This window comes from Flavobacterium rhamnosi, from assembly GCF_048286515.1.
In the GTDB taxonomy this organism is placed as follows: Bacteria; Bacteroidota; Bacteroidia; order Flavobacteriales; family Flavobacteriaceae; genus Flavobacterium.
In genome coordinates this window covers 239,917-258,220 of record NZ_JBLVPS010000005.1, presented here as the reverse complement: position 1 = coordinate 258,220, position 18,304 = coordinate 239,917, and the positions used below count along the sequence as shown (strand labels likewise).

The 18,304-nt window shown below is 33.6% G+C and carries 13 protein-coding genes; 10 read left to right on the top strand and 3 right to left on the bottom strand.

Going from position 1 to position 18,304, the window contains the following annotated elements; translation table 11 throughout:
- A partial coding sequence (locus ACNQGN_RS06615) for a beta strand repeat-containing protein (RefSeq protein WP_417987053.1) occupies positions 1–4,663 on the bottom strand: 4,663 nt, incomplete at its 3' end.
- A gap of 269 nt (positions 4,664–4,932) precedes the next feature.
- Positions 4,933–5,403 (bottom strand): T9SS type A sorting domain-containing protein, encoded by a 471-nt coding sequence (locus ACNQGN_RS06610; RefSeq protein WP_417987052.1) that lies wholly within the window; start codon positions 5,401–5,403, stop codon positions 4,933–4,935.
- 299 nt (positions 5,404–5,702) lie between these two features.
- Between ACNQGN_RS06610 and ACNQGN_RS06605 the strand changes: the two genes are divergently transcribed.
- A complete protein-coding gene (locus tag ACNQGN_RS06605; RefSeq protein ID WP_417987051.1) occupies positions 5,703–6,875 on the top strand; it encodes a helix-turn-helix domain-containing protein in 1,173 nt (390 codons plus the stop codon).
- 48 nt (positions 6,876–6,923) lie between these two features.
- Here ACNQGN_RS06605 and ACNQGN_RS06600 read toward each other — a convergent pair whose 3' ends face one another.
- Positions 6,924–10,133, bottom strand: a complete 3,210-nt coding sequence (locus ACNQGN_RS06600) for a cytochrome c biogenesis protein CcsA (protein ID WP_417987050.1) — start codon at positions 10,131–10,133, stop codon at positions 6,924–6,926.
- A 198-nt stretch (positions 10,134–10,331) separates the two neighbouring features.
- Here ACNQGN_RS06600 and ACNQGN_RS06595 point away from each other — a divergent pair, with 198 nt between their 5' ends.
- From ACNQGN_RS06595 to ACNQGN_RS06555, 9 genes are all read left to right on the top strand, one after another.
- Positions 10,332–11,105, top strand: coding sequence for a Rossmann-like and DUF2520 domain-containing protein (locus tag ACNQGN_RS06595; protein WP_417987049.1), 774 nt, complete (start codon positions 10,332–10,334; stop codon positions 11,103–11,105).
- Positions 11,089–11,616 carry a KdsC family phosphatase gene (locus ACNQGN_RS06590; RefSeq protein WP_417987048.1) on the top strand — a complete coding sequence of 176 codons (528 nt, stop codon included), beginning with the start codon at positions 11,089–11,091 and terminating at the stop codon, positions 11,614–11,616. The genes ACNQGN_RS06595 and ACNQGN_RS06590 overlap by 17 nt, the downstream gene beginning before the upstream one ends.
- A 57-nt stretch (positions 11,617–11,673) precedes the next feature.
- The gene (locus ACNQGN_RS06585) at positions 11,674–12,594 is read left to right on the top strand and encodes a geranylgeranylglycerol-phosphate geranylgeranyltransferase (RefSeq protein ID WP_417987047.1); all 921 of its coding nucleotides are present in this window, start codon (positions 11,674–11,676) and stop codon (positions 12,592–12,594) included.
- Positions 12,587–13,171 carry a Maf-like protein gene (locus tag ACNQGN_RS06580; RefSeq protein WP_417987046.1) on the top strand — a complete coding sequence of 195 codons (585 nt, stop codon included), beginning with the start codon at positions 12,587–12,589 and terminating at the stop codon, positions 13,169–13,171. The genes ACNQGN_RS06585 and ACNQGN_RS06580 overlap by 8 nt, the downstream gene beginning before the upstream one ends.
- 14 nt (positions 13,172–13,185) lie before the next feature.
- Complete coding sequence (locus ACNQGN_RS06575) at positions 13,186–13,716, top strand: mechanosensitive ion channel domain-containing protein (protein ID WP_417987045.1); 531 nt, start codon at positions 13,186–13,188, stop codon at positions 13,714–13,716.
- A 180-nt stretch (positions 13,717–13,896) separates the two neighbouring features.
- Complete coding sequence (locus tag ACNQGN_RS06570; RefSeq protein WP_417987044.1) at positions 13,897–15,096, top strand: AI-2E family transporter; 1,200 nt, start codon at positions 13,897–13,899, stop codon at positions 15,094–15,096.
- Between the two features lie 42 nt (positions 15,097–15,138).
- Positions 15,139–16,959, top strand: a complete 1,821-nt coding sequence (locus ACNQGN_RS06565) for a BamA/TamA family outer membrane protein (protein ID WP_417987043.1) — start codon at positions 15,139–15,141, stop codon at positions 16,957–16,959.
- Positions 16,960–17,126: 167 nt separating this feature from the next.
- Positions 17,127–17,444: a hypothetical protein gene (locus tag ACNQGN_RS06560; protein ID WP_416852644.1), complete on the top strand. Its 318-nt coding sequence runs from the start codon at positions 17,127–17,129 to the stop codon at positions 17,442–17,444.
- A 171-nt stretch (positions 17,445–17,615) separates the two neighbouring features.
- Entirely contained in the window at positions 17,616–18,116 is a 501-nt protein-coding gene (locus ACNQGN_RS06555; RefSeq protein WP_417987042.1) for a hypothetical protein, read from the top strand.
- Positions 18,117–18,304: the final 188 nt, after the last annotated feature.

Sequence of the window (18,304 nt, the reverse complement as noted above, 5' to 3'; positions counted from 1 at the left end):
TTTTATTGGAATCAATAGTGGCTTGTAAAGTAGTATCGGCTGAATCGCTTGCCGCTTTATTAGCATCAACATCCGACTGAACTCCCGCAATAGCGCTATCAGTAGCGGTTTTATTGGTATCAATAGTAGCTTGTAAATTAGTCTCTGCTAAATCACTTGCCGCTTTATTAGCATCAACATCCGACTGAACTCCTGCAATAGCGGTATCAGTAGTCGTTTTATTGGTATCAATAGTGGTTTGTAAAGTAGTATCGGCTAAATCACTTGCGGTTTTATTGGAATCAATAGTGGCTTGTAAAGTAGTCTCCGCTAAATCACTTGTCGCTTTATTAGCATCAACATCCGACTGAACTCCCGCAATAGCGGTATCAGTAGCGGTTTTATTGGAATCAATAGTGGCTTGGAAAGTAGTATCGGCTGAATCGCTTGCCGCTTTATTAGCATCAACATCCGACTGAACTCCCGCAATAGCGCTATCAGTAGCGGTTTTATTGGTATCAATAGTGGTTTGTAAAGTAGTATCGGCTAAATCACTTGCGGTTTTATTGGTATCAATATTAGCTTGTAAAGTAGTCTCCGCTAAATCACTTGTCGCTTTATTAGCATCAACATCCGACTGAACTCCCGCAATAGCGGTATCAGTGGCCGTTTTATTGGTATCAATATTAGCTTGTAAAGTAGTATCAGCTAAATCGCTTGCTGCTTTATTAGCATCAACATCCGACTGAACACCTGCAATAGCGCTATCTGTAGCCGTTTTATTGGTATCAATATTAGCTTGTAAAGTAGTATCAGCTAAATCACTTGCCGCTTTATTGGTATCAACGTCAGACTGAACCCCTGCAATAGCGGTATCAGTGGCCGTTTTATTGGTATCAATATTAGCTTGTAAAGTAGTATCAGCTAAATCACTTGTTGCTTTATTAGTATCAACATCAGATTGAACACCCGCAATAGCAGTATCAGTGGCCGTTTTATTGGTATCAATATTAGCTTGTAAAGTAGTATCAGCTAAATCACTTGTCGCTTTATTAGTATCAACATCAGATTGAACCCCCGAAATAGAAGTATCAGTGGCCGTTTTATTGGTATCAATATTAGCTTGTAAAGTAGTATCAGCTAAATCACTTGTCGCTTTATTAGTATCAACATCAGATTGAACTCCCGCAATAGCGGTATCAGTGGCCGTTTTATTAGAATCAATATTAGTTTGTAAAGTAGTATCGGCTAAATCACTTGCCATTTTATTGGTATCAACATCCGACTGAACTCCCGCAATAGCGGTATCAGTAGCGGTTTTATTGTTATCAATATCCGCTTGTAAAGTAGTATCAGCTAAATCACTTGCCGCTTTATTAGCGTCAACATCCAACTGAACTCCCGTAATAGCGGTATCAGTAGCGGTTTTATTAGTATCAACATCAGATTGAACTCCTGCGATAGCGGTATCAGTAGCCGTTTTGTTAGAATCAATAGTGGCTTGTAAAGTAGTCTCTGCTAAATCGCTTGCCACTTTATTAGTATCAACAGCCGATTGAACCCCTGCAATAGCAGTATCTGTAGCCGTTTTACTAGAATCAATAGTGGTTTGTAAAGTAGTATCGGCTAAATCGCTTGCCGTTTTATTGGTATCAACATCCGACTGAACTCCCGCAATAGCGGTATCAGTGGCTGTTTTATTAGAATCAATACTAGTTTGTAAAGTAGTATCAGCTAAATCACTTGCCATATTATTAGCATCAACAGCAGATTGAACTCCCGCAATAGCAATAGCAGCGGCCGTTTTATTAGAATCAATAGTAGCTTGTAAAGTAGTATCAGCTAAATCACTTGTCGCTTTATTAGTATCAACATCAGATTGAACTCCCGCAATAGCGGTATCAGTAGTCGTTTTATTGGAATCAATAGTGGTTTGTAAAGTAGTATCGGCTAAATCACTTGCTGTTTTATTGGTATCAATAGTGGTTTGTAATGTAGTATCAGCTAAATCACTTGCCGCTTTATTAGTATCAACATCCGACTGAACCCCTGCAATAGCGGTATCAGTGGCCGTTTTATTGGAATCTATATTATCTTGTAAAGTAGTATCGGCTAAATCACTTGTCGCTTTATTAGTATCAACATCCGACTGAACTCCCGCAATAGCGGTATCCGTGGCCGTTTTATTGGAATCAATATTAGCTTGTAAAGTAGTATCGGCTAAATCACTTGTCGCTTTATTAGTATCAACATCAGATTGAACTCCTGCGATAGCGCTATCAATGGCCGTTTTATTAGAATCAATATTCGTTTGTAAAGCAGTATCGGCTAAATCACTTGCCGCTTTATTAGTATCAACATCAGATTGAACTCCTGCGATCGCGCTATCAATGGCCGTTTTATTAGAATCAATCTTCGTTTGTAAAGCAGTATCAGCTAAATCACTTGCCGCTTTATTAGCGTCAACATCAGATTGAACTCCTGCGATAGCGCTATCAATGGCCGTTTTATTAGAATCAATATTAGTTTGTAAAGTAGTATCGGCTAAATCACTTGCCATTTTATTGGTATCAACATCCGACTGAACTCCCGCAATAGCGGTATCAGTAGCGGTTTTATTGGTATCAATATTAGCTTGTAAAGTAGTATCAGCTAAATCACTTGCCGCTTTATTAGCGTCAACATCCAACTGAACTCCCGTAATAGCGGTATCAGTAGCAGTTTTATTAGTATCAACATCAGATTGAACTCCTGCGATAGCGGTATCAGTAGCCGTTTTGTTGGAATCAATAGTGGCTTGTAAAGTAGTCTCTGCTAAATCGCTTGCCACTTTATTAGTATCAACAGCCGATTGAACCCCTGCAATAGCAGTATCTGTAGCCGTTTTACTAGAATCAATAGTGGTTTGTAAAGTAGTATCGGCTAAATCGCTTGCCGTTTTATTGGTATCAACATCCGACTGAACTCCTGCGATCGCGCTATCAATGGCCGTTTTATTAGAATCAATCTTCGTTTGTAAAGCAGTATCAGCTAAATCACTTGCCGCTTTATTAGCGTCAACATCAGATTGAACTCCTGCGATAGCGCTATCAATGGCCGTTTTATTAGAATCAATATTAGTTTGTAAAGTAGTATCGGCTAAATCACTTGCCATTTTATTGGTATCAACATCCGACTGAACTCCCGCAATAGCGGTATCAGTAGCGGTTTTATTGGTATCAATATTAGCTTGTAAAGTAGTATCAGCTAAATCACTTGCCGCTTTATTAGCGTCAACATCCAACTGAACTCCTGTAATAGCGGTATCAGTAGCGGTTTTATTAGTATCAACATCAGATTGAACTCCTGCGATAGCGGTATCAGTAGCCGTTTTGTTAGAATCAATAGTGGCTTGTAAATTAGTCTCTGCTAAATCGCTTGCCACTTTATTAGTATCAACAGCCGATTGAACCCCTGCAATAGCAGTATCTGTAGCCGTTTTACTAGAATCAATAGTGGTTTGTAAAGTAGTATCGGCTAAATCGCTTGCCGTTTTATTGGTATCAACATCCGACTGAACTCCCGCAATAGCGGTATCAGTGGCTGTTTTATTAGAATCAATACTAGTTTGTAAAGTAGTATCAGCTAAATCACTTGCCATATTATTAGCATCAACAGCAGATTGAACTCCCGCAATAGCAATAGCAGCGGCCGTTTTATTAGAATCAATATTGGTTTGTAAAGTAGTACTATTCGTTTGTAAAGCAGTATTGGCTAAATCAATATTGGTTTGTAAAGTAATATCAGCGGCTGTTCTTGTAGCTTTTTCTAATCCGATATCTGTAGCCAAAACTCCTTCGGCAGTTGTAGATCTGAGAACTTCACTAGATAAATCTGTACCCAATTTAGTATCATTAGCAGCTCTAATTGTGGCTTCAGTAAGTAAATCAGAAGTTAAAATGCCTTCAGCAGATTTAGCTCGTGCTATTTCAAATTTTAAGGCTGCATTATTTGTTGACACATTAGCATCAAGATAGGATTTAACAGCTTTTACACTTGGGTATTTTATATCAGAATTACCATCTATAACAATGTCTGAGCTTTTATTTGAACCATCTTCTTTTGAACTCAATGCATTTACTTCCGCCAAACTAAGAGGCTTATCTAAATCACTTGTGTTATCAACATTTTCAATACCCAAATTCTTTTTTGCATCCAGAAGAGTCGTTGCATTCGTTCCTCCATTTTCAATAGATACAACCCCAATAACATTTGTAGCATTCTTCGCTGAATAGGCAAAAGGAACATAGGTAAACGGTTGATTGCTAATTTCCGTAAATGAAGAACAGTTCCCATTCGTATTTATAGCGACTACTAAACTTTTCTTTAAGGAATCCCATAAAATTGTTTCAAAAGAAGTGGCATAACCGTCAATTTGTGATCCAGTCCCTATTACCAAATTAACCATTCCATATTGATCCGTTTTAGTCTGAATAAGCTCTTGATATTCCAATTTTGAATACTCATCGAAGAATTCAAAGGACAAACAAACTTCTTTATCAACTAAAGGCAGATTTAAATTATTTGTACTTGATGATTGCGCTCCACTTGGATTTAAAATTACGGCTTGATACGTAATTCCATTGGTCTGAGCAAAACTTTTTGTAGCTAAAAAAAGTATAAAGAGTAAAATTATTTTTTTCATAATTTAAATAAATTGATGGTGAAAATGAACCATTATTATATATGACAGGTATTAAAATGATCTTATTTATTCTGTAACGCCAATGCAATTCTAACGTTTACAAAAAAAAATAATCAATATTAAAAAACCAAAATAAGTAATGGGATACTATACCTGAAATCTTAGAAATTCCATAAGATTTCGATAAAATTATTTCCAGTTGAGATAATTTTCTTTTAAAACCATTTGGTGTGTAGTAATCGAAATAGTAAGCAGAAAGTAGTTTTTTATCATCGTTTTATAATTTTAGTAAAAAAATTGAAGTTAGTTGCATTTAGTCGAACCAGATATTCTCCACTTGGTAATAGTGGTAAATCAATAGTCAAAATGTTATTATTTGCTTTTTTCTTTTCTTCATATATCAAATGCCCGCTAATGTCAAAAACATTTACATTGATAAAGTCAAAAATTGGTTTTGAAAATTCAAGATTAACAGTCTGAACAAATGGATTAGGATAAGTTGTGGCTGTTATACCATCTGATAAGTTTGATGAAATATATCTTCCCCAAACACTTTGCTGAAATCCTTGCATAACTAAATAATTGTTACTTGATGTACCAATTATAGACTGTTGTCCGATAGTCTGCGTGATAATCGAACCACCTGGCATCTTTCTAGAAATTCCTTGCGAGGAAAGCATTTCATGATGTAAAACTTGTCCATGAAAAGTCATGGTAAAAAATATAAGTAAGTACCTCATAAAATTTATTTTAATACGAATTTAACAATAAATATTGTATTTCATCGGTAAAATTTGCCTTTAAACGTAATTAAGTCTAATCAGTAAGAACTTTGCAGTTTTTAGTAACCATGAAATCGAAATGAAGTGAAATGGATAGACCTTCTAATCAATCCATAAAAGGAATATTTTTATAAGTAATTAATTTTTAACGAAACTCTGATTTAAGAATACCGTGTAGCAAATTTTCAATTTTTAGTAACTAAACCGTCTAACTGTTTTAAAAATAATGTACTTTTAGACTTGTAAAAATTAAATAAATGGCTACAAATTTACTTTTCATTATTACCGGCTTAATCGGTATAATTACCACCCTATTAGTTTTTACAAATTATAGATCTAATAAAATAATGAATTTATATATCATTTTGTTAATTGTTATAATTTCATTACGTTTTTTTTTATCTGGCTTAACGTATTTTATTTTTGATCTCTCTTTTAGAAGTACTTATTTTAAATATTCAAACTTATCAATAGTGGTTATCCCTATTTGTTATCTCTATTTTAAAGATTTGGCTGTGAATAAGACAACGTTTGATAAAAAAGAACTGTTACATTTCATCTTCCCAATATCCTTTTTCTTTTTCATGATACTGCATAACAATTTCTATTTCTATTCTATACGACTCGAAGTTATTTTATATACACTGTTTTTTATTTTCGCTTCTGTGTATGTTATTTTATGTTTTCGAATATTAAAAAATAATATTTGGAATAGAAAAGGTGAAATCAAAATAAATGAAAGGCATCATAAATTAATTAATAATTGGACATTTTTTTTATTTATTGCTCTCTCTTTAACAACATTCAGACTCTTTGTATCCATCTTTATAGAAATGTACTATAATGAAAGTATCAAAGGACATAGTTATCAGTGGATATCAGCGATTATTTGGCTAACTATTATACTAAAAATATTAATTTCTCCCGAAATTCTTTATGGATATAATGCACTTCAAAAAAAAATAAGTGAAAATAGAAATGTCTGCTTAGTATTAAATAACATTTGGAATATGGCTCCTACCATAGAATTAAATAATAGCCAACATTTAATTCTGAAAGAAAAAATAGATCAAAATATTCTTGACTATATCAAGGAAATTGAAACCATTTCATTCAAATTTGAACTATTTAGAAATTCAAAAATGACCATTACTGATCTAGCTAATAAATTAAATATTCCAAAAAGCCACCTCTCTTACTTATTTAAATACCATTCGACTATCTCTTTTTCCGAATATAAAAAAGTAATCCGTATTCATGATGCCATTAAGCACATCGAACTGAATTACCTAAAGAATAACACCTTAGATTCATTATCCAAAAAAGTTGGATTTACTTCCTACAATCCCTTTTTTACAAGTTTTAAAGAAATTTCAGGTGTATCTCCGTTGGAATATTACAAAATGACAAAAGTAGAAGTTGAAGAATAAAAAAAGGCTCAACAGAAGTTGAACCTTTATGATGGAAATAATTAAATCCTATTTCTTATAATACTTTTTGTATTTTGGATACGTAATAGCTCCAAATAAAGTTATTACTCCTAATGAATACCATATCCAGTTTAAGGAATGAGCTTCCCCACTCGCATAAGAATGTAATCCTACTAGATGAAAGTTCACTCCATAATAGGTAAACAAAATAGATATAAAGGCAAACATACTCATCAGGTTAAAAATCCATTTCCCTCTTAAAGATGGAACAAATCGAGCATGAATAACAAAAGCATACACCATAATACTGATTAATGCCCAAGTTTCTTTTGGATCCCATCCCCAGTAACGTCCCCAACTTTCATTAGCCCATTGTCCACCAAGGAAATTCCCAATGGTAAGCATGATTAAACCTATGGTCAAAGACAATTCGTTGATATATGTTATTTCTTGAATATTCAAATCCATTTTGGCTTTGTTTTTTTCATTTGTAAACAAAATCAGTAGTAGCGAAACCGCTCCTAAAATCATTCCCAATGCAAACGGACCATAACTGGCCACAATTACCGCAACGTGAATCATCAACCAGTACGAGTTCAAAACAGGCTGTAAATTGGCAATTTCCGGGTCAATCCAGTTCATATAAGCCGCCGCCAAGATCATCGCGGTCACAAAAGCTGAAGAAGCAACGGTAAGTTTCGATTTTATGTCGAAAGCCAAACCAAAGAACATCGTTGCCCAAGCCACATAAATAATAGATTCATATGCATTACTCCAAGGTGCGTGACCCGATATATACCATCGTGCGATCAAACCGAAAGTGTGCAATGCAAATAATAAACCTACTATTACATGCATAAAATTAACAAGATAATGCAATACCTTTCGCTCTTTGAAGATTTTAAGAATTGTAAACAGCAGCATTAAAATAGAAGCAAAAATATACCAGTACGGTAATTTTTTAAAAACATCGTATTTGTTATACAACACTTCTGATGTTATTTTTTCTTCGCTTGGTCTTACTTTACTACCAAATCTTTTTTGAAAACCATTAATGCTTTCCAGTAACTCATCCGCAGTTTTATATTCGTTCGAAGTTGAAGCGTTAGCCAAAGAACCAAAATACAAAGGCAATACATTTTTGGTGTACGTTGCTTCCATTCCTTTTAATCCAGCTTCATTTAATTCCAAATAGGAAATCCATTTATTGTTTTTATCATCCGGAATTGGAAAAATTTTCAATATTCTTCCGCTTAAGGCCGATTCCATTAGATTTACTTTTTTATCCGTTTCAATAAAATCTTTTTCGAATTGGTTTGGATTCGCTGATTTGAATGCCTGATCTAAATACTTAGAGAGTTTATAGTTCCCCTTTTCATCAAAAAAGGATACAAAAGGAGCAAATTCTGCTTTTTTATCAATTCCAATAATTTTTCTAATACTGTCATTCCCGCTTTTGATATAGATAATTGGAATTTCTATCCAATAATTGGCATATTGTGTCATTGATAGAAACACTTGGTCCGCATTCATTCCTTTGTAAGTATCATCATGACTCACTTTTCGCAACAATTCAGAAGAAAAAGTATTGATTGGTTTCATTCTTCCACCAGCATCCTGAATAATTAACCTTCCAAATTTTTCCGCATGCACTTCAGGAACTTTATATTTACTGATAAGCTCATCTAATTCCGTTTGACTTAATACTTTTTTAGTATGATTTGCATGGGTTGCCGGTGCTTCTTCGGCTTCCGTATGAGCATGTCCTTCATGATCCGCATGATTGTGCTCTTTTTCTTGTGCAAAGCTATTGAAACTGAATAACAAAACTAAAATGGTCAGCAGTTTTGCTTTTTTAGTTTTAACTACTTCCAGTTTTCTTTTTACATCAGCAAAACGAGAATGCTTCGTAAACATAATCGCCATCATGGCAAAAAACAACATAAAATAACCAGCGTACGTAATGCAGGTCCCCCAAAAATCATGATTTACAGACAATATTGTTCCTTTTTCGTCTGGATCAAATCCCGATTGGAAAAAGCGATATCCTTTATAATCCAACACATTATTCATATATATTCTGGCATCGAAAGGTTTAACGGAATCCTGAACCGTCACTTGACTTTCAAATGAGGAATAACTTTTCTCGGTCCCAGGATATTTCTCTGCAATAAAATCATTCAATTTTATCTTGAAAGGTAGGATATAGGCTTTACTACCGTAAAATAAAGTGTAATCATTCTTTCCTATTTTTACTGTTTTGGCGTCTCCAATCTTACCTTTTGAGCCTACTACCGTAACTGTTTTTTCTTGTCCGTCGGCGGTTATTTTTACCGTTAATGCATCTTCTAAATTCTTAGCTTTAAAATCATTCTTGGATTCATAATCAATTACACCTTTTACCGCTGGATCAGGAAACACAAATCGCATTTCACCAATAGTATACAACGAACGCATCATCAAAGGCTGACTATTGTCTTTTGTTACTTTACCTTGAAATTTATCGGCCATACGCATAAACGCACCTTCAAATGGGGTTTGAATGGTATAACTACTTCCCTTTGTATTGATATTTATAGCACCATCAGTATATTTATTCAAAGCAAATAATACATTGTGGATATTTTGCACTTCACCATCTTTCAAAAAATGCTCCTCACGTCCACCATCTCCTGCTTCCACTAATTTTAAATACCAAACTCCTTTAGGATCCGGCTTGATATACTCTTTAGCCCCCATGATAAAATTTTCATAGTTTACCTCAAACTCTGTATCGGCAAACTTATCAGAAATACTGAAATTATTATTAGTAGCCGGAGAAAGCAGTACTTGTTTTTCAAAAATCCTGCGCTTCATTTCCCCTTTATATTCGCCATCTACGAAAAGAGTAAGAAAGATTTTATCGGAAAAAATCTGATTTTCAGCTGCACCTTCGCGAATGGGCATCATTCCTTCGTAACTAATATAACGCGTCACGAAAGCTCCCAAAAGGATAAAAACAAAAGATAAATGGAGCAATAAAGTAGCCCATTTCTCTTTTTTCAACAATTGGTATCTTTTGATATTTCCAATAAAATTAATCAGGAAGAAAACCATGATAGCCTCAAACCACCAGGAGTTATAAACTAGAATTCGGGCTGTATCGGTGTTGTACTTGCTTTCGATGAAAGTTCCTGCTCCCATTGCGATTGCAAAAGTTAAGAATAGAATGGCCATTAATCGTGTAGAAAACAAAATCGAGAATATTTTTTTATCCATTTGTAAGGGATTACGTTTTATAAAAGTCGCACAAAAGTACTCAAAAATGTTGACTTCTATATTCCTACATTTGTTAATTTAATCCAAAATTAAGTCTTCCCATTTTGCTTAGAAAAGCATATTTCTACGCTAATTACGTTTTACAACCGATCCGAAATTTGAATAAAACTCTTAATATTTTTTTGCTAATTTTGCCAAATGACTAAAGTAATTATTATTGGTTCTGGAAATGTAGCGCAACATTTGATTGCAGCATTTCAAAATCCTCAAAATTTGGGGACAGAAATCGAATTGGTTCAAGTTTTTTCAAGACAAATAGGAAGCGTCTCTCACCTACTCGATTTAGATCATATTACAAATGATTTAGATACTTTAGCAGAAGCTGATTTGTATATCATTGCGGTTTCCGATGATGCAATTGCAGAGATTTCCTCAAAACTTCCGTTCAAAAATCGTTTGGTGGTTCATACTTCCGGAAGCGTTGCTTTGAATGCTTTGGATGACAACAACCGAAAAGGGGTTTTCTATCCATTGCAAACTTTTACCAAAAACAAAGACGTAGATTTTAGAACTATTCCCATTTGTTTGGAAAGCGAAAATGCTACCGATTATCAATTATTAGAAAAAGTGGCAAAAGCAATTTCTGACAAAACTTATGCGATCAATTCAGAACAACGAAAAGCATTACACATTGCAGCTGTATTTGTCAATAATTTCACCAATCACCTGTACCAGATAGGTCAGGAGATTTGTCTGGAAAACCAAGTCCCTTTCGAAATTCTGAAACCTTTAATTGCTGAAACCGCAAATAAAATCATGGTTCTCTCTCCCGAAGAAGCACAAACAGGACCTGCAAAACGGAATGACAGAGAGACTATTAAAGCGCATGAAGCCTTTCTATCCAATCAAAATCACTTAACAATCTATAAAACGCTAACACAATCTATACAACAAAATGGCAAAAAGTTATAAAGAAATAATGAACGACATCACCACTTTTATTTTTGATGTTGATGGCGTACTTACCGATAGCTCCGTTTTTGTAACCAATGAAGGAGAGATTCTGCGAACCATGAATATCCGCGATGGTTATGCGATGAAAGCAGCGGTAGAAAGTGGCTATAACGTTTGTATTATTTCCGGTGGAAGTAACGAAGGCGTTCGGGTTAGACTAAGAAATCTGGGAATTACCGACATTCATTTAGGGACACCCAACAAAGTGGAAACCTTTGATGAATACACCGATGTGTACCAAATAAATCCAGAGCACGTGTTGTATATGGGCGATGATATTCCCGATTACCACGTTATGAAATTGGTAGGATTACCTGCCTGTCCTCAAGATGCAAGCCCAGAAATTAAAGCCATTTCAAAATATATTTCGCATAAAAACGGAGGAAAAGGCGCTGCACGTGATGTAATTGAACAAGTCATGAAAGCACAAGGAAAATGGATGGCCTATTTTGACGGAAAACACGATTAGATTTCAGATTAAAACACAATTGCCTATTAACCGCACTCAAAAATTGCAACCTAAACAATGAACTTTTTAAAACTCATCCGATACCAAAACTTACTGATGCTTGCTTTTATGCAGCTTATTTTTAGGTACGGTTTTTTTGAATTTCAGAATATTCCATTGGCATTAAACAACTGGCAATTTGGGTTATTGGTAGCATCAACTGTGTTACTTGCTGCCGGAGGTTATGTCATCAATAATATTCTTGACCAAACTACAGATCATATCAATAAACCCAAAAACGTAATTGTAGGTAAAACAATTTCAGAAACCCACGCCTATAATCTATACATTGGACTTACTATAGCTGGCGTTGCGATTGGTTTTTATCTATCGAATGTCATACTTAAACCTGGTTTTGCATCTATTTTTATTTTGATTGCCGCTACACTCTATTTTTACGCAACTAGCCTAAAACAAATGATGCTTATTGGCAACAGTATAGTTGCTTTATTACTTTCATTTAGTGTTATAATCATTGGTGTTTTTGATTTGTATCCGGTAACATTTGAAAGCAATCAACAAAAAATGGCTATTGTTTTTTCAATCCTTTTAGATTACGCACTCTTTACTTTCCTACTTAATTTTATTCGTGAAATCGTAAAAGACTTAGAAGATGTAGATGGAGATTACAATCAAGGAATGAATACATTACCTATTGCTATAGGAATCAGTAGAACTTCAAAAATAGTTTTCGCATTAAGTTTTATACCTGTTCTGGCAATTCTTTTTTACATAAATAATTATCTTTTTCAACTGCAGTATGCAACACTATATCTCCTTATTTTTGTATTGGGACCACTTCTTTTTTTTACTTTGAAAATTTGGACAGCAAAAACTAAAAAGGACTTTCACAAATTGAGCTTACTTCTTAAGTGGATTCTTCTTTTCGGGATTATATCTATTGCTGTTATTACTATAAATATGAAACATAATGCTTAGAAATAAATTAAAAAAATACACCTTGATTCTGGCTTCAGGATCACCAAGACGTCAGCAATTCTTTAAAGATTTAGATTTAGACTTTGAAATTAGACTAAAAGAAATTGAAGAGGTTTATCCTCCGGAGTTAGAGGCTGCCCAAATCACTAATTATTTAGCAGAATTGAAAGCAAGTGCTTTTGAGGGTGAATTGCAAACCAATGAAATTCTTATCACAAGCGACACCATTGTCTGGCATAACAGCAAAGCACTGGGTAAACCAAAAGACGAGCAAGACGCCTTTGAAATTCTGAAATCTTTATCAAATACAACACATGAGGTGATTACTTCAGTTTGCTTTAAAACCAATGAAAAAATTGATTTATTGCACGAAATAACCAAAGTCACTTTCAATGAATTAACCGACGAATCCATTCGCTATTACTTAGAAAACTATAAACCCTATGACAAAGCAGGTGCTTATGGGATTCAGGAATGGATTGGCTTTATAGGCGTTTCAAAAATTGAAGGTTCCTATGCTAATGTGATGGGTATGCCAACGGATAAAGTTTACGAATATTTGAGTAAATTAGCTTAATTAAAATTATGGATATGTCTTTCTTTACCCAATATACAAAAGAACTAATTGCCACAGGAATTCTGTTTCTTTTGTTGATTTTATTACGAATTATTTCTACCAAATTGGTACGACAGTATGCAAAATCAAGCCATAGCATTGAGCATCGCACCAATTTAGTAATCAAATACATACATTTGTTTATTAATATCCTGGTAGTAACTGCTTTAATAATAATTTGGGGAGTGCAGACTAAAGATATTTTTATTGCACTTTCCTCAATTACAACTGTCGTAGGTGTTGCCATGTTTGCGCAATGGTCTATTTTAAGCAACATTACCTCTGGTATTATTCTTTTTTTTTCTTTTCCGTTTAAAATTGGTGATGTAATACGAATTCATGATAAAGATTTTCCTTTTGAAGCAGAAGTTGAAGATATCGGTGCTTTCCATGTGTACTTAAAAACCAATGAAGGAGAAAAGATTATTTATCCTAATAATTTGCTTTTGCAAAAAGGAATTTCAATTATGAAAAATCATTTTGACGATAAAGAATTCGTGGATTGATACCAACTTTATGCAAATTTAGGTTTCATTTCATCCCTAGATCAATAGCGTAAAAGTGATAATTATACAACTATTGATAAAAAATATATAATACTTTAGAATTTTTATTAAATCATATTTGCTTGTTAAACTTAGAACTAATCATAATTGATTTTTAATATAAATAAAAACAAAAAAGGTATGAATGACATTTTAAAATTCCCATTTTATGCAAAACTAACTCTGGTTCTACTGAGTATAATGGCTATTCTCTTTATTTTTTATATTGGTCAAGACATATTGATTCCTGTAATGATGTCGTTTTTATTTGCGATATTATTGTATCCTATTGTTCAGTTTTTAAAATCTAAACTTCGTTTTCCGCATGTTTTGGCAGTAATGCTTGCAGTGCTTTTATTCGTGTTGCTTTTTATTGGCCTTTTTGTTTTTCTATCCTTTCAAATTAGTGATTTCGCAGCTGATTTTGATAAAATTGAAAGAAACATTAATATTCATCTCCGAAATATTCAAGGGTTTATCAGAGACAATTTTCATTTAAGTTCAAGAGAACAAAGGCAATATATAGATACTGCCACTGAAGATTCAATGGAAAAAGGAAAAGAGCTGATTGGCACTACTTTGATGTCGTTTACGGATACTTTAGTAAATCTGACTTTGATACCTATTTATACTTTTTTAATTCTTCTGTACAGAACTCATTTTTTGCTGTTTTTATCTAAGTTATTCAAAAAAGAGAACCATGAACAGTTAAAAGATATACTAACAAATATAAGAGTAGCCATTAACAGTTACATCGTGGGCTTAATTATTGAAATGATTTTAGTCTCAACAATGACAACACTTGGATTTATGGTTATTGGTGTGAAATATGCTATTTTGTTGGGAGTTATCACAGGAATTTTAAATCTTATTCCTTACATCGGAATTCTATTTGCAGGAGTTTTAAGTATCGTTGCTTCACTTACCGGTTCACCTGATTTATCAATAATTATTGGCGTAATTGTGATTAGTATCGTAGTTCAGTTAATTGACAATAACATTCTGGTTCCTCTGATTGTAAGCTCCAAAGTGGAAATAAATGCATTTGTATCGATTGTTGGGATCATTATAGGAGGAGCAATCGCTGGAGTTTCCGGTATGTTTTTGGCACTTCCAATTCTTGCCGTACTTAAAGTGATTTTTGACAGGATAGAAGCATTAGAACCCTGGGGTTACCTGATGGGTGATCATTTACCAAAAACATACACTTGGCGTAGTATCAAATTCCCCTTGTTTGATTCCGATATATCTCCAAAAAAAACCATAATTAAAACAGATATTGCAATTCCAACGTTTACAGAAACAACTACAGAATCTGATGTAAATCGAACTGAAAATTAGGCGCTTAAATCTCAAAATCTATTTAAAATTAATTTTTTTAAGATGCTCCGAAAACAAAAACTGATATTAATCTTATTACTGCTCTCCTATTGTCAGGTTTCTTTTTCACAGGTAGATAAACCTAAAAAAGATTCTTCCGAAGTATATAGAGATATCCAAACCTTTTCCAAAAAAAGAAAATTCACCAAGGTATTGCACAAGTTAATTTTTGAGCCAATTAATTTAAAAACTAAAAAGAAAAAGGTAATACAAAAAAAATACATTGCCTTTGAAGGGAAAATCATCCGAAATATAAATATTGTAACACTAGACCCTTTTGGATTTTCAGAAATTGATTCTACAAAAGGTCCTAGAAACTGGGCAGAAGAAACCGGTAACCGGATACATATTAAAACCAGGAGACTTGCTATTCTGAATTTATTGCTCATTAGAAAAAACAGACCGCTGGATTCTTTATTGGTAAAAGAATCAGAACGTTTAATTAGAACGCAACGCTATGTCAACAGGGCTAATATAACACCCCAGTTAATCAAAAACAATCCCGATTCTGTCGATGTATTCATTCGTGTTCTGGATTCTTGGAGTATTATTCCAAAAGGTTCCATTTCAGGCACAAGGACTACTATTGAATTGAATGAGCGTAACTTTTTGGGGTCTGGACATGAATTTGACAATGAATACAAAACGAGATTCAGTGATGGAAAGAGCGCTTACAAATTCGCCTATAGCATTCCCAACATCAAAAACACCTACATAAAAACAAGGGTAAGTTATCAGATTGACTTAGACGGCTACTATGGAAAAAGTGTAACGGTTGATCGCCCTTTTTATTCTCCTTTTACAAAATGGGCCGGTGGTATTGCTATCGATCAACAATTTAGAAAAGATACACTACAGGATTCCAGTCTGACCTATGCCAAACAAAATTTCAAATACAATTCACAAGATCTATGGCTAGGCCAGGCTTTTCGAATATTTAAAGGAAATACAGAGGGAGAAAGAACTACAAATCTAATTTTATCTGGTAGATTTTTAAATATAAAATACATCGAAAGTCCAACGGTTGCCTATGATCCTATTGATTTCTATTCCGATGAAAAATTTATACTTTTCGGTATTGGTGTTACCTCTCGAAAATTCCTTGAGGATAAGTACATTTTTAAAAATGGAATCATAGAGGACGTTCCCATTGGTAAAATTTATGGAATAACAGGAGGCTATCAACTTAAAAATAACGCTGAACGCTATTACTTGGGTGGTAGAGCGGCATTTGGAAATTTCTATAAGTGGGGATTTTTAAGCGCCAATTTTGAACTAGGCTCCTTTTTTGATAAATCAATTACAACCCAGACCGCTTTTTCTTTTCAGGCAAATTATTTCACTAATTTAATTACGCTTGGAAAATGGAAATTACGACAGTTTGCAAAACCCCAGTTTATTCTTGGTATCAACCGTTTAAACTCTAATGGAGATCGGCTTACAATTAATGAAAATTATGGAATATCTGGTTTTAATAGTGCCGAATATGGCACCCAAAAAGCAGTATTGACACTACAAACTCAGGCCTATGCGCCATGGAACCTTTGGGGATTCAGATTGAATCCTTATTTTAACTATTCAATCGCTATGCTGGGAAATCCCGAAAAAGAGTTAGGTAAAAATAAAGCATATTCTAAAATCGGTATCGGATTTATTGTAAATAATGATTATTTGGTATTTAGTTCTTTTCAAATATCGCTTTCCTATTACCCGTCAATTCCTCGTGATGGCGAAAATATTTTCAAAACTAATTCTTTTGAAACCACGGATTTTGGTTTTCAGGATTTTGAATTGGCGAAGCCACGAACCGTTATTTATAAATAAAAAAAAATATTTAATACGTCTGGTTTAAAACGAGTTATACCACCACCCCTTTTTCTATAAGGTGTGAATTATATAATTCTGACCTATAATTCTATAAGTACCTACATGTAGTTATACTTTATCTTTACTGTACTAAAAATAGTATTAACTAAAACTACAAAAACAAGATGAAAAAAGTTACTGTTTATTTAATGATGATGGTATTATCATTAAGTGTAATTCCAACCACAATTATTGCTGCTGAAAAAAATCCAACAACAGTATCAAACAATCCTAAAGAAGTACCTGCAGAGGTTAAAGTTTTACTTTCTCGTTTAGATGAGATAAAAATGATGGACAAATCTTCCATGAAATCTTCAGAGAAAAAAGCGCTTCGTAAAGAAGTTCGTGCTATTAAATCTGAGTTAGCATCAACTGGAAATGGTGTTTATTTATCTGTTGGTGCAATTATAATTGTTATCCTTTTATTGATTCTTTTATTGTAATCAGTTTTCGAAATAAAATTTAAAGAGAAGCTAGAATACTTCTCTTTTTTTATGAAAACCAACGCCCCAATTAAACGTTAATTATTAAAATTGGCACAGTTGTTGGCTTTACGTAAGAAATAGTAACACAAACTAGTAACATTACATAACTATTAATTAAATATTTAAAAAATGAAAACATTAAAATTAATCGCCGTTGGTATAATTCTATTAGTATCAAGTGCAATACAAGCCCAGGTTTCTGTAAATGTAAACATAGGTTCACCTCCATCATGGGGACCTGTAGGATACTCTAACGTAGACTACTATTATTTGCCAGACGTTGAAGCCTATTATGATATCAGGGCGACACAATTTATTTATTTTGGTGGAGGAAATTGGATACGATCCAGAAATTTGCCTGGACAATACAGAAATTATAATTTATACAATGGATACAAAGTAGTCTTAAACGATTATCATGGTTCAAGACCTTATAGCAACTTTAAAAATCATAAAGTAAAATACTATAAAGGATACAAAGGTAAACCACAAAAATCTATAGGTTCTAATCGCAATAACAACCATAAAGCATACAAAAGCAATGGTAATAAAAGCAACGGAAATAGTAATGGAAATAGCAACGGTAATAATGGAAAAGGAAACAATGGTCATGGAAATGGAAAACATTAATACGTATTGATCTAAATTTAAAGAGAGTCCAAATTGGGCTCTCTTTTTTTGCTATAAACCCTTATGAAAATCATTTTTATAAGGGTTTCATACTTTCTAACTTTTACCCAATTCTTATACTCCCGACCTTTAAAACATAAAAAGACGCTAAAATTAAACTGTTTTGTAAAATCAAATAACATACTGTC